The sequence below is a fragment of the Zunongwangia sp. L-65 genome (genome assembly GCF_056859415.1).
On sequence record NZ_JBSXOK010000080.1, the window covers coordinates 1 to 26,124 of the forward strand.

25 protein-coding genes are annotated in these 26,124 nt (G+C 35.4%); 16 read left to right on the forward strand and 9 right to left on the reverse strand.

The window, feature by feature from the left end; translation table 11 throughout:
* Positions 1-674: 674 nt before the first annotated feature.
* The 4 genes from AC13DP_RS19460 to AC13DP_RS19475 form a co-directional block, all read right to left on the reverse strand.
* Complete coding sequence (locus AC13DP_RS19460; protein WP_013071037.1) at positions 675-923, reverse strand: hypothetical protein; 249 nt, start codon at positions 921-923, stop codon at positions 675-677.
* A gap of 353 nt (positions 924-1,276) precedes the next feature.
* Entirely contained in the window at positions 1,277-2,188 is a 912-nt protein-coding gene (locus AC13DP_RS19465) for a helix-turn-helix domain-containing protein (RefSeq protein WP_228250046.1), read from the reverse strand.
* Positions 2,189-2,219: 31 nt separating this feature from the next.
* The gene (locus tag AC13DP_RS19470; protein WP_347406771.1) at positions 2,220-2,957 is read right to left on the reverse strand and encodes an SDR family oxidoreductase; all 738 of its coding nucleotides are present in this window, start codon (positions 2,955-2,957) and stop codon (positions 2,220-2,222) included.
* Positions 2,958-2,969: 12 nt separating this feature from the next.
* The gene (locus AC13DP_RS19475; RefSeq protein WP_347406772.1) at positions 2,970-3,872 is read right to left on the reverse strand and encodes an NAD(P)H-binding protein; all 903 of its coding nucleotides are present in this window, start codon (positions 3,870-3,872) and stop codon (positions 2,970-2,972) included.
* A gap of 441 nt (positions 3,873-4,313) precedes the next feature.
* Between AC13DP_RS19475 and AC13DP_RS19480 the strand changes: the two genes are divergently transcribed.
* From AC13DP_RS19480 to AC13DP_RS19505, 6 genes are all read left to right on the forward strand, one after another.
* Entirely contained in the window at positions 4,314-6,323 is a 2,010-nt protein-coding gene (locus tag AC13DP_RS19480; RefSeq protein ID WP_347406773.1) for a six-hairpin glycosidase-like protein, read from the forward strand.
* 370 nt (positions 6,324-6,693) lie between these two features.
* Positions 6,694-7,053, forward strand: a complete 360-nt coding sequence (locus AC13DP_RS19485; protein WP_347406774.1) for a VOC family protein — start codon at positions 6,694-6,696, stop codon at positions 7,051-7,053.
* Positions 7,050-7,478: an EVE domain-containing protein gene (locus tag AC13DP_RS19490; RefSeq protein WP_347406775.1), complete on the forward strand. Its 429-nt coding sequence runs from the start codon at positions 7,050-7,052 to the stop codon at positions 7,476-7,478. Before AC13DP_RS19485 ends, AC13DP_RS19490 begins: the two co-directional genes overlap by 4 nt.
* A gap of 1 nt (position 7,479) precedes the next feature.
* Positions 7,480-7,941, forward strand: a complete 462-nt coding sequence (locus tag AC13DP_RS19495) for a MarR family winged helix-turn-helix transcriptional regulator (protein ID WP_347406776.1) — start codon at positions 7,480-7,482, stop codon at positions 7,939-7,941.
* A 129-nt stretch (positions 7,942-8,070) separates the two neighbouring features.
* On the forward strand, positions 8,071-8,880 hold the full coding sequence (locus AC13DP_RS19500; RefSeq protein WP_347406777.1) for a helix-turn-helix domain-containing protein: 810 nt from the start codon (positions 8,071-8,073) through the stop codon (positions 8,878-8,880).
* Between the two features lie 52 nt (positions 8,881-8,932).
* Complete coding sequence (locus tag AC13DP_RS19505; protein WP_347406778.1) at positions 8,933-9,388, forward strand: hypothetical protein; 456 nt, start codon at positions 8,933-8,935, stop codon at positions 9,386-9,388.
* Between the two features lie 275 nt (positions 9,389-9,663).
* Here AC13DP_RS19505 and AC13DP_RS19510 read toward each other — a convergent pair whose 3' ends face one another.
* Positions 9,664-12,030, reverse strand: coding sequence for a TonB-dependent receptor (locus tag AC13DP_RS19510; protein ID WP_347406779.1), 2,367 nt, complete (start codon positions 12,028-12,030; stop codon positions 9,664-9,666).
* A 170-nt stretch (positions 12,031-12,200) separates the two neighbouring features.
* Here AC13DP_RS19510 and AC13DP_RS19515 point away from each other — a divergent pair, with 170 nt between their 5' ends.
* The 10 genes from AC13DP_RS19515 (at position 12,201) to AC13DP_RS19560 (ending at position 19,573) form a co-directional block, all read left to right on the forward strand.
* Complete coding sequence (locus tag AC13DP_RS19515; RefSeq protein ID WP_347406780.1) at positions 12,201-12,563, forward strand: MerC domain-containing protein; 363 nt, start codon at positions 12,201-12,203, stop codon at positions 12,561-12,563.
* Positions 12,564-12,566: 3 nt separating this feature from the next.
* Positions 12,567-13,196, forward strand: coding sequence for an ATP-binding cassette domain-containing protein (locus tag AC13DP_RS19520; protein ID WP_347406781.1), 630 nt, complete (start codon positions 12,567-12,569; stop codon positions 13,194-13,196).
* Between the two features lies 1 nt (position 13,197).
* Positions 13,198-14,451 (forward strand): ABC transporter permease, encoded by a 1,254-nt coding sequence (locus AC13DP_RS19525; RefSeq protein ID WP_347406782.1) that lies wholly within the window; start codon positions 13,198-13,200, stop codon positions 14,449-14,451.
* A complete protein-coding gene (locus AC13DP_RS19530; protein WP_347406783.1) occupies positions 14,444-14,998 on the forward strand; it encodes a hypothetical protein in 555 nt (184 codons plus the stop codon). Before AC13DP_RS19525 ends, AC13DP_RS19530 begins: the two co-directional genes overlap by 8 nt.
* Positions 14,999-15,135: 137 nt before the next feature.
* Positions 15,136-15,501 (forward strand): hypothetical protein, encoded by a 366-nt coding sequence (locus tag AC13DP_RS19535; RefSeq protein ID WP_228250059.1) that lies wholly within the window; start codon positions 15,136-15,138, stop codon positions 15,499-15,501.
* 100 nt (positions 15,502-15,601) lie between these two features.
* Complete coding sequence (locus AC13DP_RS19540; protein WP_483068322.1) at positions 15,602-16,051, forward strand: hypothetical protein; 450 nt, start codon at positions 15,602-15,604, stop codon at positions 16,049-16,051.
* A gap of 14 nt (positions 16,052-16,065) precedes the next feature.
* Positions 16,066-16,437 carry a hypothetical protein gene (locus AC13DP_RS19545; RefSeq protein WP_013071056.1) on the forward strand — a complete coding sequence of 124 codons (372 nt, stop codon included), beginning with the start codon at positions 16,066-16,068 and terminating at the stop codon, positions 16,435-16,437.
* 149 nt (positions 16,438-16,586) lie between these two features.
* Positions 16,587-17,390, forward strand: coding sequence for an MbnP family protein (locus AC13DP_RS19550; protein WP_347406785.1), 804 nt, complete (start codon positions 16,587-16,589; stop codon positions 17,388-17,390).
* Between the two features lie 73 nt (positions 17,391-17,463).
* Positions 17,464-18,519, forward strand: a complete 1,056-nt coding sequence (locus tag AC13DP_RS19555; protein WP_483068323.1) for a cytochrome-c peroxidase — start codon at positions 17,464-17,466, stop codon at positions 18,517-18,519.
* On the forward strand, positions 18,494-19,573 hold the full coding sequence (locus tag AC13DP_RS19560) for a transporter family protein (protein WP_483068324.1): 1,080 nt from the start codon (positions 18,494-18,496) through the stop codon (positions 19,571-19,573). The genes AC13DP_RS19555 and AC13DP_RS19560 overlap by 26 nt, the downstream gene beginning before the upstream one ends.
* Before the next feature lie 131 nt (positions 19,574-19,704).
* Here AC13DP_RS19560 and AC13DP_RS19565 read toward each other — a convergent pair whose 3' ends face one another.
* The 4 genes from AC13DP_RS19565 to AC13DP_RS19580 all read right to left on the reverse strand — a co-directional run bounded on the left by AC13DP_RS19565 (position 19,705) and on the right by AC13DP_RS19580 (position 26,122).
* Entirely contained in the window at positions 19,705-20,763 is a 1,059-nt protein-coding gene (locus tag AC13DP_RS19565) for a succinylglutamate desuccinylase/aspartoacylase family protein (protein WP_339813582.1), read from the reverse strand.
* Between the two features lie 132 nt (positions 20,764-20,895).
* Positions 20,896-21,243, reverse strand: coding sequence for a hypothetical protein (locus AC13DP_RS19570; protein WP_339813584.1), 348 nt, complete (start codon positions 21,241-21,243; stop codon positions 20,896-20,898).
* 431 nt (positions 21,244-21,674) lie between these two features.
* Positions 21,675-23,003 carry a TolC family protein gene (locus AC13DP_RS19575; protein WP_228250066.1) on the reverse strand — a complete coding sequence of 443 codons (1,329 nt, stop codon included), beginning with the start codon at positions 23,001-23,003 and terminating at the stop codon, positions 21,675-21,677.
* A gap of 17 nt (positions 23,004-23,020) precedes the next feature.
* Positions 23,021-26,122 (reverse strand): efflux RND transporter permease subunit, encoded by a 3,102-nt coding sequence (locus tag AC13DP_RS19580; RefSeq protein WP_483068325.1) that lies wholly within the window; start codon positions 26,120-26,122, stop codon positions 23,021-23,023.
* Positions 26,123-26,124 lie beyond the last annotated feature (2 nt).

Consider the following 26,124-nt stretch of genomic DNA (forward strand, 5'->3'; position numbering starts at 1 on the left):
AAAAAAGACATTTGGCTTCTTACAAATAGAATCGATTTTTTAGTGGTTCACTTTACTCCGGCTAAAGTGGTTCACTTTGATCCGGCCAGGGTGGCTCACTTTAACCCGGCCAGGGTGGTATACTATGACCGTTTTTTGCACGGTAGCAAGTGCCTTTTGTATTGCTAAACCTTGCTCGTAATTATTACCTTTTATTCGAGACGCTTCTATTCTGATTTTATTCCAATATTCGTGATAAATGATTGAGGAAATTGGTTCAACATCGATTGTACAACCATCGAAGGTCTCAACCATTTCATTTTTCCTTAGTTCAGTTAATAGCAACTCAGGAACGTTTCCTTTGTTAGACTGAATGAGCTCAATCGAAGCGTAAGTCCTAATTGTGGAATTTTCGTGTTTTGATAATTCGATTAGTTCTTTGTAGGATATTTTTTTCTTTAGTTTTTGAAACCTTTTGTATTGGGAACTTGGCAAACAAGCATTTCCAATACAGTTAGATTCCACTCTGTTTACGTTAATAATTGAATCAATCAGTTGTTGTTTTGTTTGTGAAAAACAAAGGCTGATGGTCAAACTAAATATTATCGTGAACAGTTTTCTCATATATGGGGGAGTAGTTGCGGTTGTCGTAAGCTGGCGGATGTAGACTCCTCCTGAAAATAGGAAAGTTTAAATTATTTTCTTTCTTCTTTTTTTCTGGTTAGCACAAAATAGATGACATAAAACCAACTAAAAAAACCATGAATGGTAGCAAGTAATACAGATTTATTTCTTTCCCAGGATGTGACTCCGGCAATTACACTTCCAAGCCCGATTCCATTATTAATTACGGTTCTTTTTGTTTCTGAGTCAACATACTCTTGACTGTAGCCTTCATATATTAAAAATGTTACTAAAATAAAAGTGAGATAGATTTTCTTCATATTTTAATTTTTGAGGTATTTATGCTTATGTAGCTATAAAACAATAAATTGTATTATATCCATTTTAGTCAAAGTACTAATCTAACTGATTTTTAGTTTTTTAAAAAGGATTAGTAGCTATATATCTATAAATTTCAGTTCCTTTTTATGGATTGGTTTACTCATAAAAGTTGGCAATTGAATGACGTTTTCCACAAAGAGCTGAGCTTATCCCAGCAAATTTAATATTTAAATAGATCAGTTTTAATAAAATATTAGGGTCGTTAACAGGACTTCATGTTTGCTGTACCACTTATACGAACGCTTCATTATTAGCTGAATTAGCTGAAGTATTTTTGTTTACTGTTGTCGATTTAGTTAAAAGACTGTCTAAATTCCAATGGTGAACGGTTCGTTTTTTTCTTGAAAAGCTTACTAAATGATTGTGAATGTTCAAATCCCAATTCATAGGAAATTTCGCTTACGGTTAAGTTTGTAGTCGATAATTTTTCCTTTGCTTTTTCAATCAGTTTACTGTGGATATATTGTTTTGCACTATGCCCAATTAAAGAACGTAAAAGATCGCTTAAATAACTTGGTGAAATATTGAGTTGTTCGGCAAGAAAGTGTACGGTAGGAATTCCTTGCTTTAATGATTTTTCGTTGTTAAAATAATCGTCCACAATTTCTTCCAAGTTTTGTAACAAGTCGTTATTTATAGCTTTACGTGTAATGAATTGTCGCTTATAAAAGCGGTTGCTATAATTTAATAATAATTCTAATTGAGAGATGATAACATCCTGGCTAAAATCATCAATTCTACTTTGTAATTCTTCGTCGATAATTTTAAAAATTGAAAATATAGTTTCCTTTTCCTTCTCTGAAATATGCAATGCCTCATTGGCCGCATATCCAAAAAATCCAAACTGTTTTATCTTTTTAGCCAATGAATAGCCTAACAAAAAATCGGGGTGAATTAGCAATAAATAACCTGTACTAGGTTGGTGATTCAATTCAAAAACTTGATTAGGCGCGGTGTATACCAATCCACCTTCTCCAAAATCATAATAATGCTGTCCGTATTTAGCCTGTCTGCAAAGATCTGATTTATATGAAATTTTGTAGAAGTTAAGAATATAAGCATTACCAAATTCTTCCGGTAAGATTTTGATGTTCTTAATGTCTGTAAAACTTATCATCGGGTGAAATGGCTTTGGTAAGCCAAGCACCCGGTGCAAGTCCGATAAAGATTGGAATATTTGAAATTTTTCTTCTTCTTTTTTCATATTATAAATTTACAAAACATTTAGTTGCATTTTACCAGGGACATTCGCCTGTTTCTGGATTGTATTCCTCGCTAAAGAATTTTCCTGTAGGCCCATCATCGTCAATGGTGGCATATTTTACAATACGAGTTCCTGCTTCCTGAGCCGTTCCGGTGCCACGGTGCCCATTAAAATCGGTGGCTACAAAGCCCGGACAAACAGCATTCACTTTAAAATTATCATTCTTCAATTCATAAGCTAATGCAATGGTGTACATATTCATCGCTGCTTTGGAAGGCGCATAAACTGCAGATTTATGGTCGTAATATTTCCAGTTTGGGTCGCTATGCAAAGTTAAGGAACAACCGCTTGAGGATACATTTACAATTCTGGGATTTTCAGATTTACGCAATAAATCTATAAATGCCTGGGTAACCCGTACTACTCCATATAAATTGGTGTTCAATACATTTTGCAGCTGCTCTATAGTTGCATTTAATGCATTCTGAGGCATACCGCCGTTAATTCCAGCATTATTGATAAGTATATCTAATACTTCTGTCTTTTTACCCAGTTCAATTCTTGCTGTATCTACTGAAGCAGAGTTGTTTACATCTAATTGAATAAGCTCTACATTGATTAGCCCTTCGTCTTTTAGTTTTTCTACGGCAAGATTTCCTCTTTCGATGCTACGACTACCTAAATACACATAATATCCTTGTTGCAATAATTGTCGAGCTGTCTCAAAGCCGATACTTTTATTGGCACCGGTAATTAATACTTTCTTCATAGTTTCTAAATTTTATTGGTTATAAACTGATGCGAATTCTTTGGTAAATTCTGTCATTTTTACCTTGCCTAATTCTGGTTTGTTTTTATAAAAATCTTCGTATAAAATGCCAGTTCCCTGTGCGGCTTGCATTTCTATAAAACCTTTAGCGACCCACTCATTCATCCCAGACATCTGCATACCATTCAGTAATTGTTCCGCAGAAACTGTCTGCCATTTCAACTTGCGGTTTCCAATGGCTTCTCCTAAAATTGTAGCCACCTCATTGGGTGAAACTTCATCACTGGCTATGTAGCGAAAGCTTCTGCCCTCAAAAGGTTTTTCCAGTTCTTCGACAATCACATTGGATATATCTAAGGGGGATACCCAGGGCTCTTTAGTGTTGCCTCCATAGCTTTGTATAATAGCTTCCTCGGTCCTGATACTTTGCATAAATCTGAAAAGGTTAGGATAAAAGGCAACAGGGCGCATAAATTTGATGGATACATCAGCAGGCAGTTGATTCATCGTATCCTCAATGCCTTTATAGACAGAAAGACTACCAATACCTTGGTTGGTATGTGCCCCGATACTGCTTAAAAGCACTACTTTTTTCACGCCTGATTGTTTCACTGATTGTTTGTACTTTTCTGCAATATTGATAAATTCAGTAGGGAAATTTATGTTTTTGTCGAAGATATTACCGATAGCATCCCAGGCTATCATCAGGTAAACAGCATCGGCACCTTTGAATGTGTTAATCAAAAAATCAACATCCTGCATACTGCCGATTGCTGCTTTTGCGCCAAGCATTTCAATTTCTTCTTGTCTTTCTGGTTTACTGCTAATAACGATTACCGAATGACCGTTGTTTACTAAATTTTGTGTTAGGGGTTTTCCAATACGACCCAATGATCCTGTCAATACAATTTTCATAGTTCTCTTTGTAAAATTTTGAAATACAAAGATCGTCTGGCTGCTTTTTCTGAATGTGTGCTAATTGAGGATTTGTGTAGTCAAAATGAGAATGAGTGAAAAAACCACCTTCTAGTTACGTACATTAAATACCATCTTAACCAATCCCTGCATTATCGATGAGCATATGTATTTCTAAACCCCGTTGTTGTGTTCCTATAAAAACCTGTTCTGCACTCCGGTTTACTCAATATCGGGTTTTTGTTAGGTCGTACCGGTAAAAAACACAAAATCTCGTACAATGGAAACAACTATCCATAAGCCCTTTTTTCAGGTCTTTAGCTTAATAGCATTATTAAAAAAGACACTGATCAATTATAAAAGCCTATTTTTATGAAATCAAGTTTTTATTTCACTAAAAACATTTCTGAAAAATCTGAATCTAAATACTGCTGAGCAATTATGAAAATGAAAATTAGTTTATTAATACTACTACTTTTAAACTCTTTTTTTCTATTAGGTCAAGATCTGAAATTTGATCAATTTTGGGATATTTCTTCTTCAAAAAGCATTGTTTGGAATATACATAAACCTGATTCATACCCGCATGGGGATAATATTGAAATGTCTGGAAAAAAAGTATCCGCAATAATTTATTACGATGTTAATAAAGATAAGGAACTTAGTATAAAGCGTGAGATAATATACCCTCAATTAAGGACTTTTGAAGAGGATTGGAAGAAATACCGGGCCTATCATAAGCAAACTTATGCCCAAGAAATTGAGCCCACAATCAGCATGGATGGTACTAATGTGGTATTTAAAAAAATTGATTCGGTGAAAATTGATGGTAAAATGACTTTTTATCATGCTCCAGTTCAGGGAATTATTCTTAAAAGAACTTTATTTCCATCTATGAATCAAAGAGTATTTGTTGAAAACTGGGAATTAATAAATAATAGTGATCAGGCAAAAGAATTAAAATTCGACAAAACAGATACTCTTCATCAATTGAGGGGATATAAGGGGATTTATACAAGTCATGTATATAGCGATTCTGAAAAAGAAATTAGCCTCCTTCCCCAGTCGGCCTATAATTTTACGCTTTATTTTTCTGCCGCTATAGATGATGAACCGGTAAATGGATTTAACTACAAAGAAATTGAAGCGGAAAGAAATAATTTTCTTGACAAGATTAAAGAAAATCTTGTTTTAGAAACCTCCAATCCGCTCATAGATCAGCTTTTTTATTTTTCGAAAATACGAGCTTCTGAAAGTATTTTTGAATCAGAAATGGGCTTAGTGCATTCTCCTGGAGGAGGAAACTATTACATTGGTATCTGGGCAAATGACCAGGCAGAGTACAGTGGCCCTTTCTTTCCCTTTTTAGGATATGATACTGGTATTGAAGCGGCAAAAAATACCTATCTCATGTTTTTAAAAAATATTCCCCAAGACTCCTCTCCAATATGCTACTCATTTGAAATTGATGGTGAGCTCCCCTCATGCGGTAAAGATAGGGGAGATGCTGCTATGATCGCCTATGGTGCATCTCAATTCTTATTACGAAATACCGATAAAAATTTTGCAAAAAAAATATGGCCGTTGATTGAGTGGAGTCTAAACTACTGCAATAATCACAGGAATGAAGAAGGTGTTGTTTTGTCAGACACAGACGAGATGGAAGGAAGAATATCTACTGGCGAAGCAAACCTTTCTACTAATTCTTTATACTATGGAGGACTAATTAGTGCATCTTACCTTGCAAAAGAACTTGGCTTACATAAGTTATCTAAACAGTATCTAAAACGTAGTGTTGAAATGGCCAATGTTATAGAAAAGTATTTTGGTTATAACATAGCAGGACTAAATACCTATCGTTACTTTAAAGGAAATACACATCTTAGACATTGGATTTGCTTACCACTGGTAATGGGTATAGATAAAAGAGCGGAAGCAACTGCCAATGCACTTCTCGAAAAACTTTGGACATCAAACGGAGTTTTAGTAGAACTAAATCCCGCATCCACAGAGCCGAATATTTTTTGGGATAGAGGAACCTTATATGCCTTAAGGGGAACCTTTAAAGCCGGTTTCTTTGACAAGTCTCTTAACAAATTAATAGATTATTCAGGGAAAAGATTATTGGGCGAGCATGTACCCTATCCGATTGAAGCATTTCCTGAAAATAATATGAAGCATCTTTCAGCAGAAAGCGCTTTATATTGCAGGCTAATTATCGAAGGAATGTTGTCATTTGAGCAAACTGAGTTCAATTCTTTTAGTATTGCACCACAACTTTCTGATGAAATGTCCAAAATCAATCTTAAAAATCTATATATAGGTGATAAAGCGATCTCTATTCACCTGCAATTACTAGACGATATGATTGAAACTAAAATTTATTTAAATGGAGCTGAACTAATTAATAAGCAGATAAAAGCGGGAGAGAAAGTAAATGTGAAAATTTAAAAATCTTTGCATAGCGATTAGTATTCAAAAACAATTAAACATAAAGATATGACTGACTATTATTTAGTCATTAAAATTTTCTTGGGGCTAAAAACAAAGCCTATAGAATAGAATTACTCAAGATACATGCAATAAAAAATGTGTTTCTAGATGAAGTGACTGTGTTTTTTTATTTGTAGCTCGTTATAATTAGCTTACTTAAAGCACCCTGACCAATACTACTATTACGAGTCTGTAATAGTATAAAATACACTGCCTCAAAATATTTAATTATGATCTACACAACAAAATATAATAAATATAAGATTATTTTATTCTTTTTTTGTTGTCATGTATATTATATTTGTAGCAACAATAATATTTATATAAAATGAGACAATTAACTTTCGCATCCTTGCAAGTGAAAAATTTGGAAGCTTCAAAAGACTTTTATACAGAAAAATTAGGATTTGAAATTGACAATTCAAATCCGCAAGCTTTTGTTTTTAAATACAATCAAGGAGAAGCAAGTTTCGCCATTCGCACACCGCTGGAACCGATTGAAGACAAAGAATTGGGAGTTGGTGTGTCACTTTGGTTTGCTGTATCGGAAAATTTGGACGAACTGAATGAGAAATTCATTGCCAATGGAATAACTACTGTGGATCCAATATTTGAAACTCCATTTGGCAGAGCTTTTCACGTAAAAGATCTTGATGGTTATAAACCTACTTTTTTAGATCCAAAATGAAGGAAAGGGGAGTTAAATATTGGATAATCGTAGCTTCAAAAGACCACGTTGAAAATGGAGTTGGACAAGGAATAGCACAGGCTTGTCACGGAAAAGTTACGCCATTAAAAAGAATGAAAAAAGGAGATCTTGTAATTTATTACTCAAGTAAACAAACTTTTGGTAAGCCCGAAAAATGCCAGGAATTTACAGCATTGGGAAAAGTCTCAGATGATGAAATATATCAACAGCAAGTTTCGGAGGATTTTTGTCCTTCAAGAAGAAACATTGAATTTTTGCAATGTAAAGACACTTCTATCCTTCCCTTAATTGACGATTTACAATTTATCCAAAACAAAAAGAGATGGGGATATCCGTTCCGTTTGGGAATTCTTGAAATCAATAAACACGATTTTGATTTAATCTCATCTCAAATGCTTCAATAAGATGTCTAAAGAAATTGATTTTCAGTTTAAAAGTCCAAATGATAGTCCAGGTTATTTGCTTGGTCAAGTAACTATGTTATGGCAACGTAAGCTAAAAAAGGTTTTAGACCCTTTAAACTTAACACAAACACAGTTTGTGTTGTTAGCTGCATTGGGTTGGCTTTCAAAAAAGAATAATGTTGTCACACAAGTTGAGATTGCCAACCAAAGTAATACCGATAGAATGATGGTGTCCAAAGTTTTGAGAACGTTGGAAAAAAAGAAATTTATTAGTAGACAAGAGCATCCTACCGACACCAGAGCCAAAGTAATTAAATTAACGACTGATGGTGCAAAAGTGCTACAAATAGCATTGACCGCAGTAGAAAATGCAGACACGGCATTCTTTTCTGTTTTGAGTACTAATTTGCCCAAATTCAATAAGAATATGGGGAATTTGATTGCGCGAAATAAAGATGAATAAAAATAAGTGTCACTAAAAATAGGGGTTGATGCATTTGCCTTATTATGGATACTGTGTCCCAGAATATTCGGAGTTAAAAGTAGCATTTAGGCTACCACCAATTGTTCGCATATAAAAATTCAAAAAAAATTGGAGAATGATTTTATAATACAAAAGCCGTTTAATGATGGCCTTCAACAATGGATTGATTATTATTTTTTTATTGAAATTCCTGTCGACAAACTCAAATTTAATGAAGAGTTTGTCTTCCCTTTTCCTAGAATTACGTTTGGATATTTTTTTGAACATCCGTTTTTGGTCACCAATCATTCCCTTAATGAAAATTATAGTGCTGAAATGATTATTTCAAGAATTTCCACTAACCAAATTTCAGTAAAACCACTTACCGATAAAGTGAAAATTATCGGGGCACACCTAAAACCCTATGGATTGGGACTGCTAACAAATGATGATATTTCCAAGAAGCCCTGGATCATAAAAACAGAAGATTTATTTAAAACGGAAGCAGAGCGATTTAAGAAAAAAATTGATCGCTGTTCTAACCCGAAAGAAATGTTTGCAGTGATAGAACATATTTTTTTAAGCTCAGTATTAACAAAGGATTTGAGTATTGTTATTAAAGCACTTGATTTGATAGAAGAAGAGGAAGGAAATATTTCTATTTCGAAATTATCTGAAAATACAGGTACCTCAACTAGAACTTTAAGAAACCATTTTTATAAATCTGTGGGATGTTCCCCTAAAGAATACATGATGTTACTGAAGCTAAGGCAGTCCATCTATCAAATGAAACATTCGTCCAACTCGCTGACTTCGGTTTCCTATTCACAAAATTTTGCTGACCAGGCACATTTTAGCAATACGGTTAAGAACATCACCGGAACTCATCCAAGAGCAATTAAAGAAAACTTGCCCAATTTCCGATTCTTACAATTTTAGGCTTTTTGATTAAGCGAGCTTTGTCTTCATAAACTTTAATACAACTAAGACAATGAAACGCAAAACTATTCTAACAGCTCATATCATCGCCACTTCCATTGCCGTATTAACCATTGGTTGTTTTTTCAGCTTTTCTATTATTGCCGAAATTGTGGGAAATGAAGAATTTATCAAGCACGTAAAAAAAGGAATATTGTATTGTTTACCTGTTCTAGTATTCGCAATGCCAATGTTGGCAATAACAGGCAAAAAACTTGCTGGAAAGTCAAAAAGTCCAATTATTACAACAAAATTGAAACGAATGAAATTTGTTACCTTTAACGGTATTATACTCATTTCATTAGCAGTTTACCTATATTTTAGAGCCATTAATAATAACATCGATGGTACATTTTTGTGCGTACAAATCATCGAAATACTTTTTGGAGCTATTAATCTGACCTTGCTAGGATTAAATATAAAAGCCGGTATGAAGCTTTCGGGTAGCATACAAAGAAATACTTTCTAAAATAGTAATTATTTATGAGGCGAATTAGTTTTTAGTGTACATCCTGGCCGGGTTCAGCATTGGTTATTTCGACATTAGTAAGCCTAAAACTTATCAACTTTAAGGTTAAAAATAGTGAGTATTGGGTAGAACCTTATTTAAATATTGAATCACTTTTAGGTTATTTAATTCTTTGTTTATCATTTTTGAAATACGTTCAACTAGTCTGATTAGTAACATATAAAGTTTTTTCATACGGTATCAGGAAGCTAATTATATGCTAGCTTTATTTCAGGTTAAAGATTATGTAGGTTGCCAAACCTGATTCCAAAGAAAAAAGTTCGGGGTTGTGCGGGCCCATAGATATAATCTGAATCTCTCGTTGCACCGGTATCAAAATCATCTTGATAGGCATTAAAAATATTCTGTATCCCAGCATATAGATTCATTTGGAAATTATCTGTAATATCAATATGCTGACTTAATTTTAGATTGATGTCATAAAAGGGATCACTTTCATTTAGTTGTAAAAATCCAGAATCACTAATCACCAAAGGAACGGTCATTGATCCGGTGTATGTTCCGGTGATATCCATACTTGTTTCTTCGAAAATTGATATATTACTGTTTAAGTAACCATAAAGATTGGGGTTTCTAACAAATTCAGAAATAATAATATCAGTTTCCCCGGGAATGCTCCCATCGGCTTCAAATAAAATCTGATCTTCTTTATATTTTGAATTTTGGATAGTTCCTCCCAGTTGAAAACTTAATTTCGAAGATGGCGAAACACCTATTTCGATATTAGCACCGCTAACGTAAACTCCGCTACCATTTCTTACTTCTTCCAGAATAGAACCATTGGATAAACTGGCGCCTGTACTCACTGTAGTAAAAGGGTTTTGTAAATCGGTGTAAAAACCTTCCAGTAAGAAATTTGTTTGCAGTTTATTGAAATTTTTCGAATAGTTTACAGACGCTGTATAGGCATTAGAATATTCTGTTTCCAAATCATTGGATAGAATTACAAATTGGGGTTCACCACCAACTGAGGATACGTGCAAATCTTCATTAAATGCCTGCGGAGCTCTAAATCCACGGGCATATCCTCCTCTAAACTGCCATGCTTCAGCTGGTTGATATCTTAGCGTTAAACGAGGACTGATCACCGTTTGATCAATTGCAACCCTTCGATTAATGTCCTGGACGGTATAGCTACCATCGATGTTTACATGATCTATACGTCCACCAATTAATGCGGTAAACGTTTCAGAAGGTTTCCATTCGTACTGGGCAAAAGCACCAATTGCATTTACTTGTTGATCAATATATCTATTATAACCCGGGATATCATCTTCAGTATTACTTAGATTATATTCGGTTCCCACCGTTAAAATATCATGATTACTTTTAAAATTACGGGTAAATTGTCCACCTACTAATAAAGCGACATCATTTGTATTTCCATAAGCGTTTGCGGCGCTAATAGAATCCTGGCGAGTACGACCTCCTCCAAGACCTCCATAAAAGCTTTTACGATCGGTATGCTGCCCAGAGGAATAAACCGAAAATTGATTGCTTTGGTCTTCATTGCGTATATCGTAGGTGATTCCACCAATTACAGTATTGTGATCCAGTTCTTCTGTAATATCAGTAAGATGTGGAGCTAATTTTAGCCGGTCGCCACCACGACGATATTCCTCTAAAGCTGTTAAATCTAAAGTTATTTTACTTTTTTCATTAGGTTTTAAAAATGCTTTGGCACCCAGGCTGGTATTGGTGAGTTCTGTAAGTTCTGTAAATCCATCACCATTAGCGTCGTAACTGTCACGATCTCTTTTCATCCCAAAAACCGTTATCCCGCTATTTAAATCTTCACTCACTACAGATGCATTTAGATTTAAACTACGGTCTGGTGTTTTTCCATCAATAAAACCAAGATTAGAACCAATCTGCCATGAATTTAGAACGGGATCTTTGGTAATAATATTTATTGTTCCGGCAATGGCATTAGAGCCATATAAAGCAGAACCACCACTTCGAACCACTTCGATACGATCTAAAATTGAAGTAGGGATTTGTTCGAGTCCATAAACACTATTAAGGGCTGAAAAAACGGCCCTGCTATTGATAAGAACCTGAGTATAACTACCGTCCAGACCATTAAGACGAACCTGCGTGAATCCACAATTTTGGCAATTGGTTTCTACACGCACTCCGGGTTGGAAATTTAAACTCTCCGCAACAGATATAGATTGAGTGGCGTTGAAAAGTTTAGGGCTAAGTACATTTACAACAACGGGAGCCTTTTTCAGATTTACACGATTTCGTGTAGCACTAATAACTACCTGGTCTAAACCTAATTGATCCTCTGCAAGGCTAATTTGCAGCGAGCGATCTTCTTGATTACGGGAGTCAATTTGTAAAGTTTTTGTCTTATAACCTATGGCTTGAATTTTTAAGGTATGCGCTCCTGTTGATAATGAAATCTGAAATAAACCATCACGATCTGCAGACGCCCCTGTTTGTTCCCCAATGACAGAAATATTTGCAAAGGGGACGGCATGCCCTTCCTCACTCAAAATCTTACCATTTATTTCGACTTTGGATTGGGAGGAAAGCACAAGGGGGAAGATAAGGAGTAAGAGTTGAAGTAGTTTCATTATATATAATTTTTAGTGTTTGTGAATTTAAATTTTAGACAAATCTAAAAAATAATTTAACTTATATAAAATAAGATGATATTATATTTCAAATGTAGTTAAATATTTTATTAATGCAACTTTGTTGCTTTAATAAAATATGCTAGTTTTGTCAGAAAAAAATCAGAGTGATGAAAAAGTCTATGTTCGATTATTTTGGGGTCTCGGCAGCTACTTTATGTTCCATACATTGTTTAGCGTTGCCAATTCTTACCATAATTCCTATCCAATGGCAGCATAATCACTGGATAGATCTTGCCTTTGCGATTATCGGTTTTGTAATCGTCTTAAAGATTTCCAAAAACCTAGATTCAAAAAGCTTAGAGTTTGTGTTATGGTTATCTATATCGATCATTCTGGTAAGTGCCTTGCTGTCATTTTTTCGAAACTATCATAGCCAGCTTATACATTTGGGTTCTTTAGGTTTGATAATTGGTCATTTAATCAATGCATTTCATCATAAAATGAATGCTTTTAAAATTGTCAAAAGATAGATCATGTTGATAACCAAAAATGTATCGTTCAAATATCCAAAGCAAGAGGAACAGTATTTCCCGGATATCAATCTTAAGTCGGGAGGATCTTTATTAATAACTGGTGCGTCGGGTAAAGGAAAATCTACATTGTTATACTTATTAAGTGGTTTACTGAAACCATCACATGGGGAAATGACTTTTAACAATATCTCTATTCCGTCATTATCGGAAAATGAACGTGATCATTTGCGGGGAACGCAAATGGGGATTGTTTTTCAAAATACGTCATTTATTCAGAGTTTAAGTGTTTTTGAAAATGTTCAATTGTCCGGTTGGTTAGCGAATAAGAAGAAAATACGAAAAGATGAAATTATGTATTTTTTATCCTATTTGGGAATAGACGATATCGCACATAGATCTCCCGAAAAACTTAGTACCGGTCAACGCCAGCGTGTTAGTATCGCAAGGGCTTTAGTGCATCAACCGGCACTTCTACTAGCCGATGAACCCACGGCCAGTTTAGATGATATAAATACAGATAAGGTTGCAAAGCTATTGTTGGATTATACACTAAGCTTTAATACTTCTCTGGTGGTGGTTACCCACGACCAGCGCTTGAAACAATTTTTTAGTAGCCAAATTAAATTATAATATGATCAGTAAACTAGCCTGGAAAAATATTTGGCATAACCCACTAAGCACAGCATTAAGTATGATGTTGCTTTCATTTTCTGTAGCGATGATATCATTACTTATTATCGTTCAGGAAAAATTTGAAAATAGCTATACTGCGAATTTAAATAATATCGATTTAGTGCTTGGTGCTAAAGGAAGTCCTTTACAACTTATTTTATCTGCAGTTTATCAAATTGATGCACCTACCGGGAATATTGCTTATAAAGAAGCTCAGCAATGGATGGAGCATCCTTTTGTACAACATGCTGTTCCCTTAGCTTACGGCGATAACTATCAGGGAAACAGAATTGTAGGTACTACCAAAGACTATATGAAGCATTATGGAAATGATTTAGAAAGCGGACGCTTTTTTAATGCCAATTTTGAAGTCGTAATAGGGAAGAACCTGGCAGAGCAATTGAACCTGAGGATTGGAGATCAATTTTATGGTGCTCACGGACAAAATGCCGAAGGTCATGTTCACGATGAACATCCTTATACCATTGTGGGGATAGCTAATCCTACCGGAAAGGTGTTGGATTACCTGATTTTATGTAATATCGATAGTGTTTGGGAGATGCACCATCACGATGCTGATCGTAAGGGGCACGATCATAAGCAGATTGAAGAGGATACAATAGAAGGACAGCATAGTGAACATAAGGCTCACGAAGAAGAGGAAGATAAACAGATCACAGCGGTACTTCTAAAATTAAAAAATAAAATGGGATTGGTTACCTGGCCAAGATTGGTCGCTAATGCTACTAATATGCAGGTGGCTTCCCCCGCTATAGAAATAAACCGACTATTTTCATTAATGGGTCTTGGAATAGCCATGCTTAGTTATCTGGCGTATGGGATCATGATTCTTGCCGCTTTAAGCATTTTTATCTCATTATATACTCGTTTAAATAACCGTAAAAAAGAGTTTGCGTTGATGCGGGTGAGTGGCGGTAATAAATTTCAGTTGTTTTGGTTGGTGGTGCAGGAAAGTCTGTTTTTATGTCTGTCAGGTTATATAGTAGGAAGCTTGTTAGCACGATTCGTAATCCTGTTTTTTGGTCATTATACCGATAATGAGTTTCATTTAAGTATAGACCCGATGTCAGTTGTTTTAGCTAAAGAGGTTTACTTGTTGAGTGCTTGCCTTATTTTGGGGGTATTAGCAGCTTTAATTCCAGCAGTAAAAGCATATAAACTTAATATTCCTAAAATTTTGTCCTATGAGTAAAACGAAATGGGCACTGTTAGTATTGATCGTAAGTGTTTTATTTATAGTAGAATATATATTTTTTACTCCAAATAAGGGGAATACAGTTGGATATAAAGCCATAGTGGATACTTCAAGAGCAATTGATGATATTTCTGAAACAGAAAAAAGATCACCTAAGATATCCAAAGATACTGTAAAGCTGGGCTGGCAATTATTGGCTAATATCGATTATGTGGAAGAGAAAACAGAAGACTATCCCGGTGGTGTTTTAAACCCTATCATCAATTTTCAATTAAAAAATTTAAAAAATCATTATATAGAAATTTCAGGATATGTCGTTCCCATGGATGAAAATTCATACGCTTTAAGCAGTAATGTGATGTCGGCCTGCTTTTTCTGCGGAATGGCGGGACCGGAATCTGTTATGGGAATTCAGTTTAAAAATGATACCCCTAGTTTAAAAACAGATCAATATATAAGCCTGGTGGGGATATTTTCATATAATGATACGAATCCCGAAGATTGGATCTATCATATTAAAGATGCCAAAATATTGAAAAAATAAATAAGTTCTATGAAACAGGTATGGATTACAAAAAAGAATCAGGAGTCTGTTTTGGCAGTTGTTTTTTTAAGATATTAATTTTGATCAAATTTCTTACATTTCCCAAAAAAGCATGTAGGATTTTATATATTTGCAGCGTGAAATTTTTGTTTCCCATATTCGCCTTTTTGATTGTTTTTCAGCCCGCATTTCCGGTGGTGGAATATGTCCTGAATTACGATTACATCAGCAAAGAACTTTGTGAAAATAAAGATCGCCCTGAATTGGCCTGTAATGGGAAGTGTTATTTGATGCAGGCGTTAGCCGAGGCTTCAGAACAAGAGTCACAACAAAAAAAGGAAACTTTAGCAAAAAAAGTAGAAATTCCTTTATTTTATGCCGAAAAACAGCTGGTACTAAATACCAGTATGGATACCGAAGTGATCGCGCATAACTTCAGTGCGAAACCTCAATTTTATCAGTTCTATTCGCTTCAGGATTTTTTCCATCCTCCAATCATTTAAATGCTACTCGATTTTCGAGATTTTAAGGATCAATTTTAGTCTGCTCAAAAATTAAAAAGAGTGGTGACTAATCATATATTTTAAAACTTAAAAGATTTAGATGAACATTTCAATAAAACTAATCTATAGATTAGCCTTAGTATTCAGTTTAGCTTTAATGGCTATTTCCTGCGCCGAAGATACTTCAGCAAAAAAAGAAAAATATGAGGACTTATTTCATCAAGTGCTGGATATTCATGATAAAGTAATGCCTAAAATGGGTGATATTTCAAAATTATCAAAGGAATTAAAAATAATGGCAGATACTAGTAGCACGGCGGAGAAATACCTAAAAGCCGAGCAAAAACTACAGGAAGCCGATAAGCTAATGATGGATTGGATGCATAGCTTTAGCGACGAATTTGTGAAAAATAAAGCCAGGGTTCAAAAAATGAACAACGAAGAGCTTCAAGAACAAATCGATGCTTTAGAAGAAGAACTTAGCGATGTAAAAGCAATGCAGCAAGCCGTAAATTCCAGTATAGAAAACGCGCGCGCACTTACTAAATAAATCTTATTAGGTATATGCGATATTTAGGCTTTTTCGTAGCCTTTTTTATCCTGCTTAAACCTATAATGCCCATTTTCGACTATGTTTTCAATTATGATTATATAGTGACCGAATTGTGTATTAATAAAGACCGTCCAGATCTTGCCTGTAATGGTAAATGTTATCTAATGCGGTCTCTGGCTAAGCAGGCTGATAAAGAACACGAAGAAAAACGTGGAATATTAGCCAATAGATACGAGCTGCCTTTGTTATATTTCGAACTTGATCAGCTAAACTTTGATGGACAAGCTTTGATTCTCGAAAATAGCGATAAACACGAGTTTTCTTATTTGGCGAATTATACTTTTCTCTTTTATACGAGAATGGTAAAACCTCCTATTGCTTAAAATTTATTTAAAGACAGGCTAAGATCGGCTTTTAGACTGATAGCCATAGCTATGTCCAAATTTTAACGGAGATCAATTCTTCGGGAATAAAAACATAGCAGCGTAGTATTTAAAAAATGTAATAAAAAGCAATCCAAATTTTAAACAAAATGAATTTTAATTATATAAAAATCTTCGTATTAGTTGTTGCCGTTTCTCTAACGGCATGCTCTTCAGATGATGATGCGGTGAGTAACCTGGGTGGGGAAAATGATGTGCGTATTGAGTTTGACGCTGGCGTAAACGGGGATGCCTTACTTCTGGGAGCTACCAGTTATACCAATGCTAACGGAGAGACTTTAAAGATTAACCGCTTTAATTATATCGTAAGTAATTTTGTACTGATCGATGCTGAGGGAAATGAATTTACGTATCCTAAGGATGATAGTTATTTTGTGGTGAGTGAAGAAAATGAACTTACCGAGGTGGTTTTAAAAGATATCCCGGCAGGAGAATATGTGGCCCTTAAGTTTGGCGTAGGGGTAGACCAGGAAAAATATCAGCAGGGCGCTGAAGGACAGGGAGATTTTCTTCAGGTAGCTGAAGAAAATGAAATGATGTGGTCATGGCAGGCCGGGTATAAATTCCTAAATTTTGAAGGAACTTTTACATCTGAAACCGTAACTGAGCCTACCATTTTCCAAATCCATATGGGAAGTCACGGCAGTAGCCTGGATAATTACCGGGAAGTAACTCTGCAAATGCCAAGCGATGCTCTGGTAAGCGAAAATTTGAGTCCGGTTGTGCATATGGCCGTCGATGCCAACAAGGTACTGGATGGGCAGCATAAAATCAAACTTTCTGAAGCAGCAGTAGTAATGATCGATGAGGTAAAAAGTCCGCAAATTTCAGAAAACATAAACGGAATGTTTCGCGTAGATCATGTACATAATGGTGAAAATATTCAGCATTAATTAAGGATTAATATTGGTAGATGGAGCATCTTTTTTTTCAAGGTGCTTCAGTTTACCGTAAAAATTTTCAGAAATGATAAATGATCATAAGAAAATCCTTATGCTGATTCTGTTGATTTTAGGCCTCTATTCCTGTAGTGATGATGAAGCCGAATATATCTCGATCAATAGGGAACTGGATGTCAATATACCTTCAAATTTCCCACAGATTCAGTATGATCTTAGTGCCAATCCACCAACCGAAAAAGGATTTGAGTTGGGTAAAAAACTGTTCTATGATGGCCGTCTATCTTCAAACGGATTTATCTCTTGCGGATTTTGTCACGAGCAGCGCTTTGCGTTTACGCATCACGGGCATCAGTTTAGTCATGGAATCGATGATTTAGAAGGTACACGTAATGCACCGGCAGTTCAAAATATGGCATTCCAAAAAGAGTTTGCCTGGGATGGAGCAACTTCGCACCTGGATTTATTTCCTATTATCCCCATAACCAATGAAGTAGAAATGGGAGAAACCGTATCCAACGTGGTTTCCAAACTGCGCGAAGATGACGAATATCAAAAATTATTTGCAGAAGCTTTTGATGAGGGTGAGGTAAACAACGAATATTTCTTTAAAGCTTTATCACAGTTTATGGTGATGATGGTCTCTTCAAACTCAACCTATGATAAATATGTAAGGGGAGAAGAAGGTGGTGAATTTACTGAAACTGAAGAATATGGTTATGAATTATTTCAGCAAAAATGTGCTTCCTGTCATACCAGTGATTTATTTACCGATGATGCTTTTAGAAATAACGGATTGCCGCCTTATCCCGGTATTAATGATATTGGTCGGGCCGAAGTAACCGGCAGCACAGCCGATAATTATAAGTTTAAAGTACCTAGTTTAAGAAATGTGGCGATTACCGCCCCTTATATGCATGATGGGCGTTTTGGTAGTTTAGCATCGGTACTTAATTTTTACGATACTGGTGTACAGGATTCAGAAACCTTAGATCCTATTTTAAGACAAAATAACAGGTTAGGTATCGATTTAAGCGAGGAAGAAAAGCAGGCTTTAATTGCCTTTTTAAGCACCCTAACCGATGAAACTTTTTTAAATGATGAACGATTTGCAGAATATTAGATATATAATGGTATTGATATTTGGTGTTTTTGGCAGTATTTTTTTACACGCCGAAAGCTTAACAGATTCTACCACTGTTTTTTCGAATTTTAATTTTAAACCCACTACTGGTTCCAATGTAAATGAAAACCATACAGCGAATATCGGACTGTCCGAATTTGAAGAATTTGAGGATTGTGATGTTTGTGGGTGTGGAAGTAGCGGCGGTAGTATGGGCTATGGTACTATTGGTAATGGTGATTTTATAGGACTGCGTTATATCACACAGCAATATCAATCACGTGATGGGATTTATAATAACTCTCCCTGGATTGATGAGAATTTTAATACGATGCAGGCCTGGGCAAGAATTCCGATAAGTCAAAAAATTAAACTGAATGTTATTGTGCCGTACCATTTTCATAATCGGCAATTTATAGATGGTAGTTCCCAACGCATTAACGGTTTAGGCGATATTAGTATTCTTGGATTTTACCAGCTAATTTCACCAAAACTCGATGGATTTTTACCAGAGCAGCAAAGCAATTTTAAACATAACCTGGAAGTGGGAGTAGGTTTGAAGCTTCCTACAGGAGAATACGATCGTGCCAATAATGAGGGCAGTGTAAACCCAAGTTTTCAGGTAGGAACGGGAAGCTGGGATGTGTTATTAGCTTCAAATTATTCGGTAAGTCATCAAAACTGGGGAGTAGGTCTTTTGGCCAATTACACCATTAAAACCGAGAATGAACAAGAATATCATTTTGGAAATCAATTTAATTATGGATTAAATTTATTTAGAACATTTAATACCATGAATGCAAAAACTTTTACCCCAGTTTCTATTAGTCCGGTTTTAGGGCTTTCAGGAGAAATTTTTGGAGAGAACGAAAGTTATGGTTTGGCTGTTAAGGATACGAAAGGAAGTGTTTTGTTTAGCCGAATAGGAGTAGAATCTACTTACGGAAAGATTTCTGGAGGTGTAAACCTGATGCTCCCAGTATCACAAGATTTAAATGGAGGTGCTGTGGAAGCTAAGATGAGGTTAGGTATTCATTTGAATTTTGTGTTGTAATAGAAAATATGGGCTTATCCTCTTTAGGATTATGATTAATGTAAACAGAATTCCAATAAAAAACTGCCCTTTTAAAGGCAGTTTTTTATTGGAATCTTCTTATTGATTATATAAGCTCAGGTTTTGGCGAATTAGTTGATGTGACCTATGTTGAATAAGCCAGTCCCTTTTTCTACCGGAGGATTGAATATTTTATAAAGAATAACTCCGTCTACAGGAGAAAAAACATCACTAATATAATTTCCAAATAAATCGGTGATATAGCCCAGTTTAAGGCCTTTTTTTACATAATCCCCGCTTGTGAAATCACTGTAAAAGAAACCGGTATGTTCACTTTCTACAGTGGTTCTTTGTGCTACTATATAAGGATCATTCAACGTCTGTTGGGGAGTGCCTTTTAGAAAATCTAAATGAAAAAGAACATTCTTTAGCGCTATTTTTATTCGCTGAACAAATTTTTCTTCGACAATACCCATTCTGCCGCATTCAATATCAATAGCCGGTATTCCCTGCATAAAAGCTTCCCGTGAAGTATAGACAGATTTATCTTTTACTGATTGTTCATTACCAAACTGTATAACGAATGGAAAACCCATCGCAATCGCTATTTCTTTGGCTTTTTCTGAAATATCTGGTTGGTCAAAATAATTGTAATATCCGGCGTAAGGGCGCAAATCATTATTGGCATCGCCGGCATGTACATCTATATAATAATCACATTTGGGAATAATTTTACTTGTAAATGTCCACGCAATCCTTTCAGTAATAGTGCCACTTTCACTTCCAGGGAAAACACGGTTTAAGTTTTTATCATCCATGGGGTTTACTCGTAGTGAGCGTTTTAAGAAAGCGGGAACGTTGGCCATATGTACAAGAATAATAGTTCCTTCCAGTTGGTTTGGATCTATTTCTTTAGAAAATTCCTGAGCTGCCAGAATTGGTGCATATTCCAGACCATGAACGCCGGCTACGATACCTAAAACCGAGCCGTTTTTCTTTCCATGGAAAATAGTGATTGGAATAATCGTAGTATCCGTTTTAGTATGAACAGGAATTGATATTTGAGTTTTGGTACCAGGTTTAAATACTTGATCGTTGAATACAAAATCATTTTTTTGAGCGGTGAGTATATGAGATATACAGAATAAGACGGTAATGGCAATGCTGCGCATCGCTAAATAATTGTTCATGTTTTAGGTGCTAAATGTTAAGTAATGCTGAAATAAAAAGATCCTTGATCCTTTTTTATAGATAATACCATTTACAATATGACAAATGGTGTTTGCCAATATCATAGTAGTAAATATGTTAAAGTGAGTCGTTTATGAAAAAACGGGAGGAGCTCTTAAAGAAAATAGGGGGCTGGGGTAAAGGTTAACACTATCTTCAAAGGAAATAATATAGTGTATTGCTATTTGCGGTAAATCAATTTCATAATCAAAATAAGATGGCGTATCTGCGTTTTGAAAATGAAAATTACAGACCTGGCAATCCATATTATCAACCTGAATGTGCGTAGATCCTTTTTTGTTTACTAGCCTGTTATCATGTTCAATACTGGTAGTTACTATGGACGCCAGAGAATGACCAAGCTGGTGTACCGCAGGGAAAATTATTGCAAATACCACAAAAAATGTAAATGCATACGATATGTGAAGTTTATTCGCCATTCGCGGCAAAAATAGAAATAAAAATGAATTTATAATATAAATGTTTCTTTTGTAAGCATTGTTGATTTGAGTTTTTATATGCTATAGCGATAAAATTTTACAGGCATCCCTAATTAGAATAAAATAAGAGATTTTTCATTATTCTTAATAAAATGATGACCTCTAGCTGTTTGATTTAGTATAATTAGTTACAAGCTCCCAAATATTTGCTAGAGGACTCAATACTATACCATTGTATAGCTCTGCCTAAATAAATATTGATTAAAAAAACAATTTCAGAAGTTTGTGTTCATAAATAGAAAGATTAATCAATATCCATACTCCTGCAAAAAAAAACAAAGTTTTTTACAGAATTATTCATTATAAAGACAAAAATAGATTAGCCTTTAAACACCTCATCAAGTTAACGAGGTGTTATACTTCAATGACTTTTAATCTTCCTTTAATTCTTCTAATGAAGGGGCTTCTAATTTATTGTTACTAAATAGATAAGTTGTTTCGCTATTTTGATATTTGGCAAAGGCATTAATCAGTTCGGTTTTTGCTTCTTGCTGTAAGCGCTGTGCATCAAGTAGGTCTGAAAGATTGTTTAAACCACTATTGTAATTATCGCGATGCACTTCTAAATTTTCTTCTGCATAAGCAAGGTTTTCCTTGGCATATTCTATTTGATGGTAAGCATCAAGCAAGTCATACCAACTTTTCATGATACCAATGGTGATTTGATCCTGAGCTTTTTTTAACTGATTTACGGCAATTTCTTCCTTAATTTCCTGTTGTTTTACTTTTTGTTTTTCGGCTCCCCACCATGCTGAAATTGGAATTCGTACAAGTCCAAATGCCATGGGTTGGATATTTGAGTCTAAACCTGTGTCGAATGTGCCATACTTTACTGCATTTATACCTACAGAAAACTGCGGTAATAGTTCGGCTTTTGCCATTTTCGTTTGTAGTTTTGAAGCCTGGATTTTTTCGTCCAACAAGCGATAGTTTGAGTTTTCAGTAACATTGGTCGTATGCTGGTATTTTAATTTCGGCGGGATAACCTCATGCAAGGTGTCAATCGCCACGGCGCTGGTGTCATAATTCAGGCCAGTGTATAATGCCAGATCTAGTAAAGCCAATTTCCGCAAATTAGAAAGTTTACTTTCATTTAATAGCACCTTACTACGGTTTACTCTAACCTGAAGTAATTGATTTTTTGCGATTAATCCGGCATCCAGTAAATCCTGCTGTTGTTTTAAAAGTTCATCTAAATAAAGTTTTGCCGCATTTATTACTTTTTTTTGTTCCTGTAATTGCACCAGTTGCCAGTACTTATTTGCAGTAGTTAAAATAACAGAGTCTATAGATTGCTGGGCTCTAATTTTATGGACTTGTACCTGAATTTCAGCAAGTTTATTGGAATTTCTTACTTTGCCACCGGCAAAAACAACTTCAGATGCCGTGGCCGATGCCAGGTATAAATTATCGATTTCAGGAATTCCTAGCATGGCAATGGGGTCGATAATATTGTCGAAGGCATGAATAGCTCCGCCCAAAGCTTCAATTGTAGGGAAATAATAAGCAATAGCTTCCTGTCGTTGCGCATGGGCCTGTTCAATGCGTAGACTGCCATTTTTAATATCGTGACTATATTTTAAGGCTGCGTCTTTAGCTTCGTTAAGGGATATCTTCATTTCCTGAGCATTGCCAGCGTAGGTAACAGCGAGGATTATAAAAGATAAAAGCTGTTTATAGGTTGAAAAATTAGTTTTCATTTCTCGCAATTTTAGGTTTAAGCATCTTCAGTTTTCTTTTCTTCAGTATTCCTAAAGAACATCCAGTATAAAGCCGGTAATACATAAAGCGTAAGTACCATAGAAATCATGAGTCCGAATGCGATTACGGTCCCTAATGGTCCCCATAAACTCGATCTGCTTATAATCATTGGGATCACACCCACCGCTGCTGCCGATGAGGTTAAAAAAATAGGTCGCATTCTTCGCTGCGCTGCAACGATTGCCGCATCGCGAACGCTATAATTTTCATTAAGTCTAAGTTCATCAGCAAAATCAATTAAAATTATGCCGTTTCTTACTACAATTCCGCATAATGCTAAAATTCCCAGGAAAGAAGTAAATCCAAAAGGATATTGCATTAATAATAAGCCTATGGCAGCACCTAAAATACTTAATGGCATGGTGATAAAGCTTAAGGTAGCATGTTTTACAGATTTAAAATGCCAGATGAGAATTAAGAATATGATCAAGACACTTATTGATAACGAAATTCCCATAGGGACTAAATTCTCTTGTTGCATTTCAAACTCTCCTCCGTATTCTATTCTTATCGAATCAGGAATGTTAAGATCATCTATTTTTGGTCTTAATTTCTCTAGAATTACATTGGCCACGGTACCTGTGGCAATATCTACTCTTACGGTTAAACAACGCATCCCATTACGATGAGTAATTTGTTGTTCTTCCCAACCAGGTTCTACATTAGCCACTTGTCTAAGCGGAACCATAGTCTTGGTTTTTGCGGAAAGTATGGAAAGTTCGTTGAGGTCTGCAACTGTTTGCTTTTTATTGTTTTTAGCTTTAATTTTTACCTGAATGCCATAATCTTCATCATAAATTTTAGTTGCATTTAAGCCTTCCATATACATGGCAACGGTATTTGCAATATCTTCTTTGCTTAATCCCAATTGCGCTGCTTCGTCTTTCTTAATATCAATATTTATGGTTTTTTCCATTTCACCAAAATTGGTTCGGGACCATATTGTTTTTGGGGTTTGCCTCGCCAAATTAATGATGCTGTCACCATAAGTCCTTAGCTGACTGATGTCATTTCCATATAAACGAACTTCAATGGGGGCCGGTTTGTTCACCATATTGAGTTGTTTCATCCTAAAATGAGCATTAGGAAACATTTCAGCATAATTTGTATCATAATCTTTTAAGACTTCTACCGTAGCATCATCAGAAGCTGTGTTAACCAGTATTTGTGCATAGTTTTTAGCTGGTAAGTTGGGAGCATATACCATGTGAAAACGAGGAGAACTTTCACCTATAAAGCTGGTGTAATTAAGAACACGTTCATCCTCTTTCAGAACTTTCTCTTCAAATTCGCTTACTAATTTTGAGGTTTCATCCAGATTACTACCCTCGGCGAGATAGACCTCGATTGCGAATTGATTTCTATCTATAATGGGGAATAGTTCCTGCGTTAAAGTTGAAAATAAAATGATCCCTAAAATTATCGAAGCGAGACCTACTGCAATATTGAGCCGGTAATGCTTCATAGCTTTTTTTAGCGATGCATTGAAGAAAGACTGTAATCGATCTAACATCGATTTTTTATTTTCTTCTTCTTTTTTGTCGTTATGAAGTCCTTTTTTTATAAAAATAGTATTGAAAAAAGGAACGATTAAAACTGAAATCGCAAGGGATAAAAATAAGGCGATCATAATCGTAAAAGGAAAGGTACTTAAAAAGTCTTTAGCCGTTCCACTCAAAAAGAATACTAGTGGTAAAAATGTAGCTGAAATCGCCAAAGTAGCCGTAAATACCGAAGGGAAAAGTTCTAAAGCACTATGGTAGGCTGCTTTCCAGATCGATTCGCCTTCATCTAATTTTTCTACGTGATTGTCTATAATTACGATAGGATCGTCTACTACGATCCCCAGCACAATAATAAGCGCCGCCAGGGTAACCGTATTTAATTCCATTCCTAACATATACATAACGGCAAGGGTAGAGGCAATAGTTATTGGAATCGTTGCCGCTGCTACCGAGGCAACTCTAAAAGGTAAAAGGAATAAAGCCACGAGAATCACTCCAATTAAGGCATAGCCAAATTCTTTCATAAAATGACCAATAGCACTGTGTACGACGTCAGGCTGATCGGCTATTTTTACGATTTTTATATCTTCAGGCAGATTATTTTTTATCGTATTAAGACGTTCCTCGATCTCTTTCCCAAAATGAACAATATTATTGCCCTTAGCCATTTCCAAAGTAATAATCATCGCTTTGGTGCCATTAGTAGTGGTAAAAGCATCTGGATCTTCGTATTCCCGTTTTACTTCCGCAATATCTTTTATTCGAATAATACTTCCGTCATTAGTAGTTCTAACAATCTGGTTGGCTACATCGGTCTCATCTTTTAGAAATGTATCGATATGTATGGGCCGGTCAAATTCATTTTCCTCTAAGGTCCCCCCGGGATTAATATTGCCCTGTTGTTGTAAACTTTGCATTAGCATTCCCGGACTAATACCATAAGTGGCTAGCTTATTTTGATCTGTATACACCGCTATTTGCTCGGTCAAACCACCATCATGACTAATTTTTGCAACATTTTCTAATTGGCGAAGGTTATCTTCAATATCTTCTACATGATTTTGTAAATCCTTGTAGGGACGGGAAGAAGATTGTACCGCCAGAATCATGGCTGCGGTATTTCCAAATTCACTATTAACGATTACACCGCGTACGCCGGGAGGCAGTTGTTGTTGCTGGAAAACTAATAATCCGTTTTTTAGTTTGTTCCAAAACTGCTGGGTGGCATCTTCATCTATACGATTGGCAACTTCAACATAGATATACATTTTTCCATCTTGTGAATAAGAATAGGTTTTGGTTTTATCAACCTCATTAAAACTGAAAAGGTATTCTTCTACTTTGGTGGTTAGTTCCTGTTCTACTTCTTCTGAGTTCGCTCCCGGGTAATACCCAATAATCAATCCCTGCCGAATCGTAAAATCAGGAAACTCGTTTCTTGGCATATTGAATAAACCGAAAAGTCCGATACTTACCATTAGTAAGGCTAAAGCAAGCGGAAATGATTTATTCTGCATTGCCCATTCTATAATAGAATTGTTTTGCTTTTTCATAA

Bases quoted from the DNA above. Each gene is read 5' to 3' on its own strand.
- AC13DP_RS19540 (WP_483068322.1), top strand. From the start codon at position 15,602: ATGAACATTTCAATAAAACTAATCTATAGATTAGCCTTAGTATTCAGT.
- AC13DP_RS19460 (WP_013071037.1), bottom strand. From the start codon at position 923: ATGAAGAAAATCTATCTCACTTTTATTTTAGTAACATTTTTAATATAT.
- AC13DP_RS19515 (WP_347406780.1), top strand. From the start codon at position 12,201: ATGAAAAAGTCTATGTTCGATTATTTTGGGGTCTCGGCAGCTACTTTA.
- AC13DP_RS19470 (WP_347406771.1), bottom strand. From the start codon at position 2,957: ATGAAGAAAGTATTAATTACCGGTGCCAATAAAAGTATCGGCTTTGAG.
- AC13DP_RS19490 (WP_347406775.1), top strand. From the start codon at position 7,050: ATGAAGGAAAGGGGAGTTAAATATTGGATAATCGTAGCTTCAAAAGAC.
- AC13DP_RS19570 (WP_339813584.1), bottom strand. From the start codon at position 21,243: ATGGCGAATAAACTTCACATATCGTATGCATTTACATTTTTTGTGGTA.
- AC13DP_RS19485 (WP_347406774.1), top strand. From the start codon at position 6,694: ATGAGACAATTAACTTTCGCATCCTTGCAAGTGAAAAATTTGGAAGCT.
- AC13DP_RS19510 (WP_347406779.1), bottom strand. From the start codon at position 12,030: ATGAAACTACTTCAACTCTTACTCCTTATCTTCCCCCTTGTGCTTTCC.
- AC13DP_RS19575 (WP_228250066.1), bottom strand. From the start codon at position 23,003: ATGAAAACTAATTTTTCAACCTATAAACAGCTTTTATCTTTTATAATC.
- AC13DP_RS19555 (WP_483068323.1), top strand. From the start codon at position 17,464: ATGATAAATGATCATAAGAAAATCCTTATGCTGATTCTGTTGATTTTA.
- AC13DP_RS19545 (WP_013071056.1), top strand. From the start codon at position 16,066: ATGCGATATTTAGGCTTTTTCGTAGCCTTTTTTATCCTGCTTAAACCT.
- AC13DP_RS19505 (WP_347406778.1), top strand. From the start codon at position 8,933: ATGAAACGCAAAACTATTCTAACAGCTCATATCATCGCCACTTCCATT.
- AC13DP_RS19525 (WP_347406782.1), top strand. From the start codon at position 13,198: ATGATCAGTAAACTAGCCTGGAAAAATATTTGGCATAACCCACTAAGC.
- AC13DP_RS19580 (WP_483068325.1), bottom strand. From the start codon at position 26,122: ATGAAAAAGCAAAACAATTCTATTATAGAATGGGCAATGCAGAATAAA.
- AC13DP_RS19520 (WP_347406781.1), top strand. From the start codon at position 12,567: ATGTTGATAACCAAAAATGTATCGTTCAAATATCCAAAGCAAGAGGAA.
- AC13DP_RS19565 (WP_339813582.1), bottom strand. From the start codon at position 20,763: ATGAACAATTATTTAGCGATGCGCAGCATTGCCATTACCGTCTTATTC.
- AC13DP_RS19550 (WP_347406785.1), top strand. From the start codon at position 16,587: ATGAATTTTAATTATATAAAAATCTTCGTATTAGTTGTTGCCGTTTCT.
- AC13DP_RS19475 (WP_347406772.1), bottom strand. From the start codon at position 3,872: ATGAAAATTGTATTGACAGGATCATTGGGTCGTATTGGAAAACCCCTA.
- AC13DP_RS19560 (WP_483068324.1), top strand. From the start codon at position 18,494: ATGATGAACGATTTGCAGAATATTAGATATATAATGGTATTGATATTT.
- AC13DP_RS19465 (WP_228250046.1), bottom strand. From the start codon at position 2,188: ATGAAAAAAGAAGAAGAAAAATTTCAAATATTCCAATCTTTATCGGAC.
- AC13DP_RS19530 (WP_347406783.1), top strand. From the start codon at position 14,444: ATGAGTAAAACGAAATGGGCACTGTTAGTATTGATCGTAAGTGTTTTA.
- AC13DP_RS19495 (WP_347406776.1), top strand. From the start codon at position 7,480: ATGTCTAAAGAAATTGATTTTCAGTTTAAAAGTCCAAATGATAGTCCA.
- AC13DP_RS19480 (WP_347406773.1), top strand. From the start codon at position 4,314: ATGAAAATGAAAATTAGTTTATTAATACTACTACTTTTAAACTCTTTT.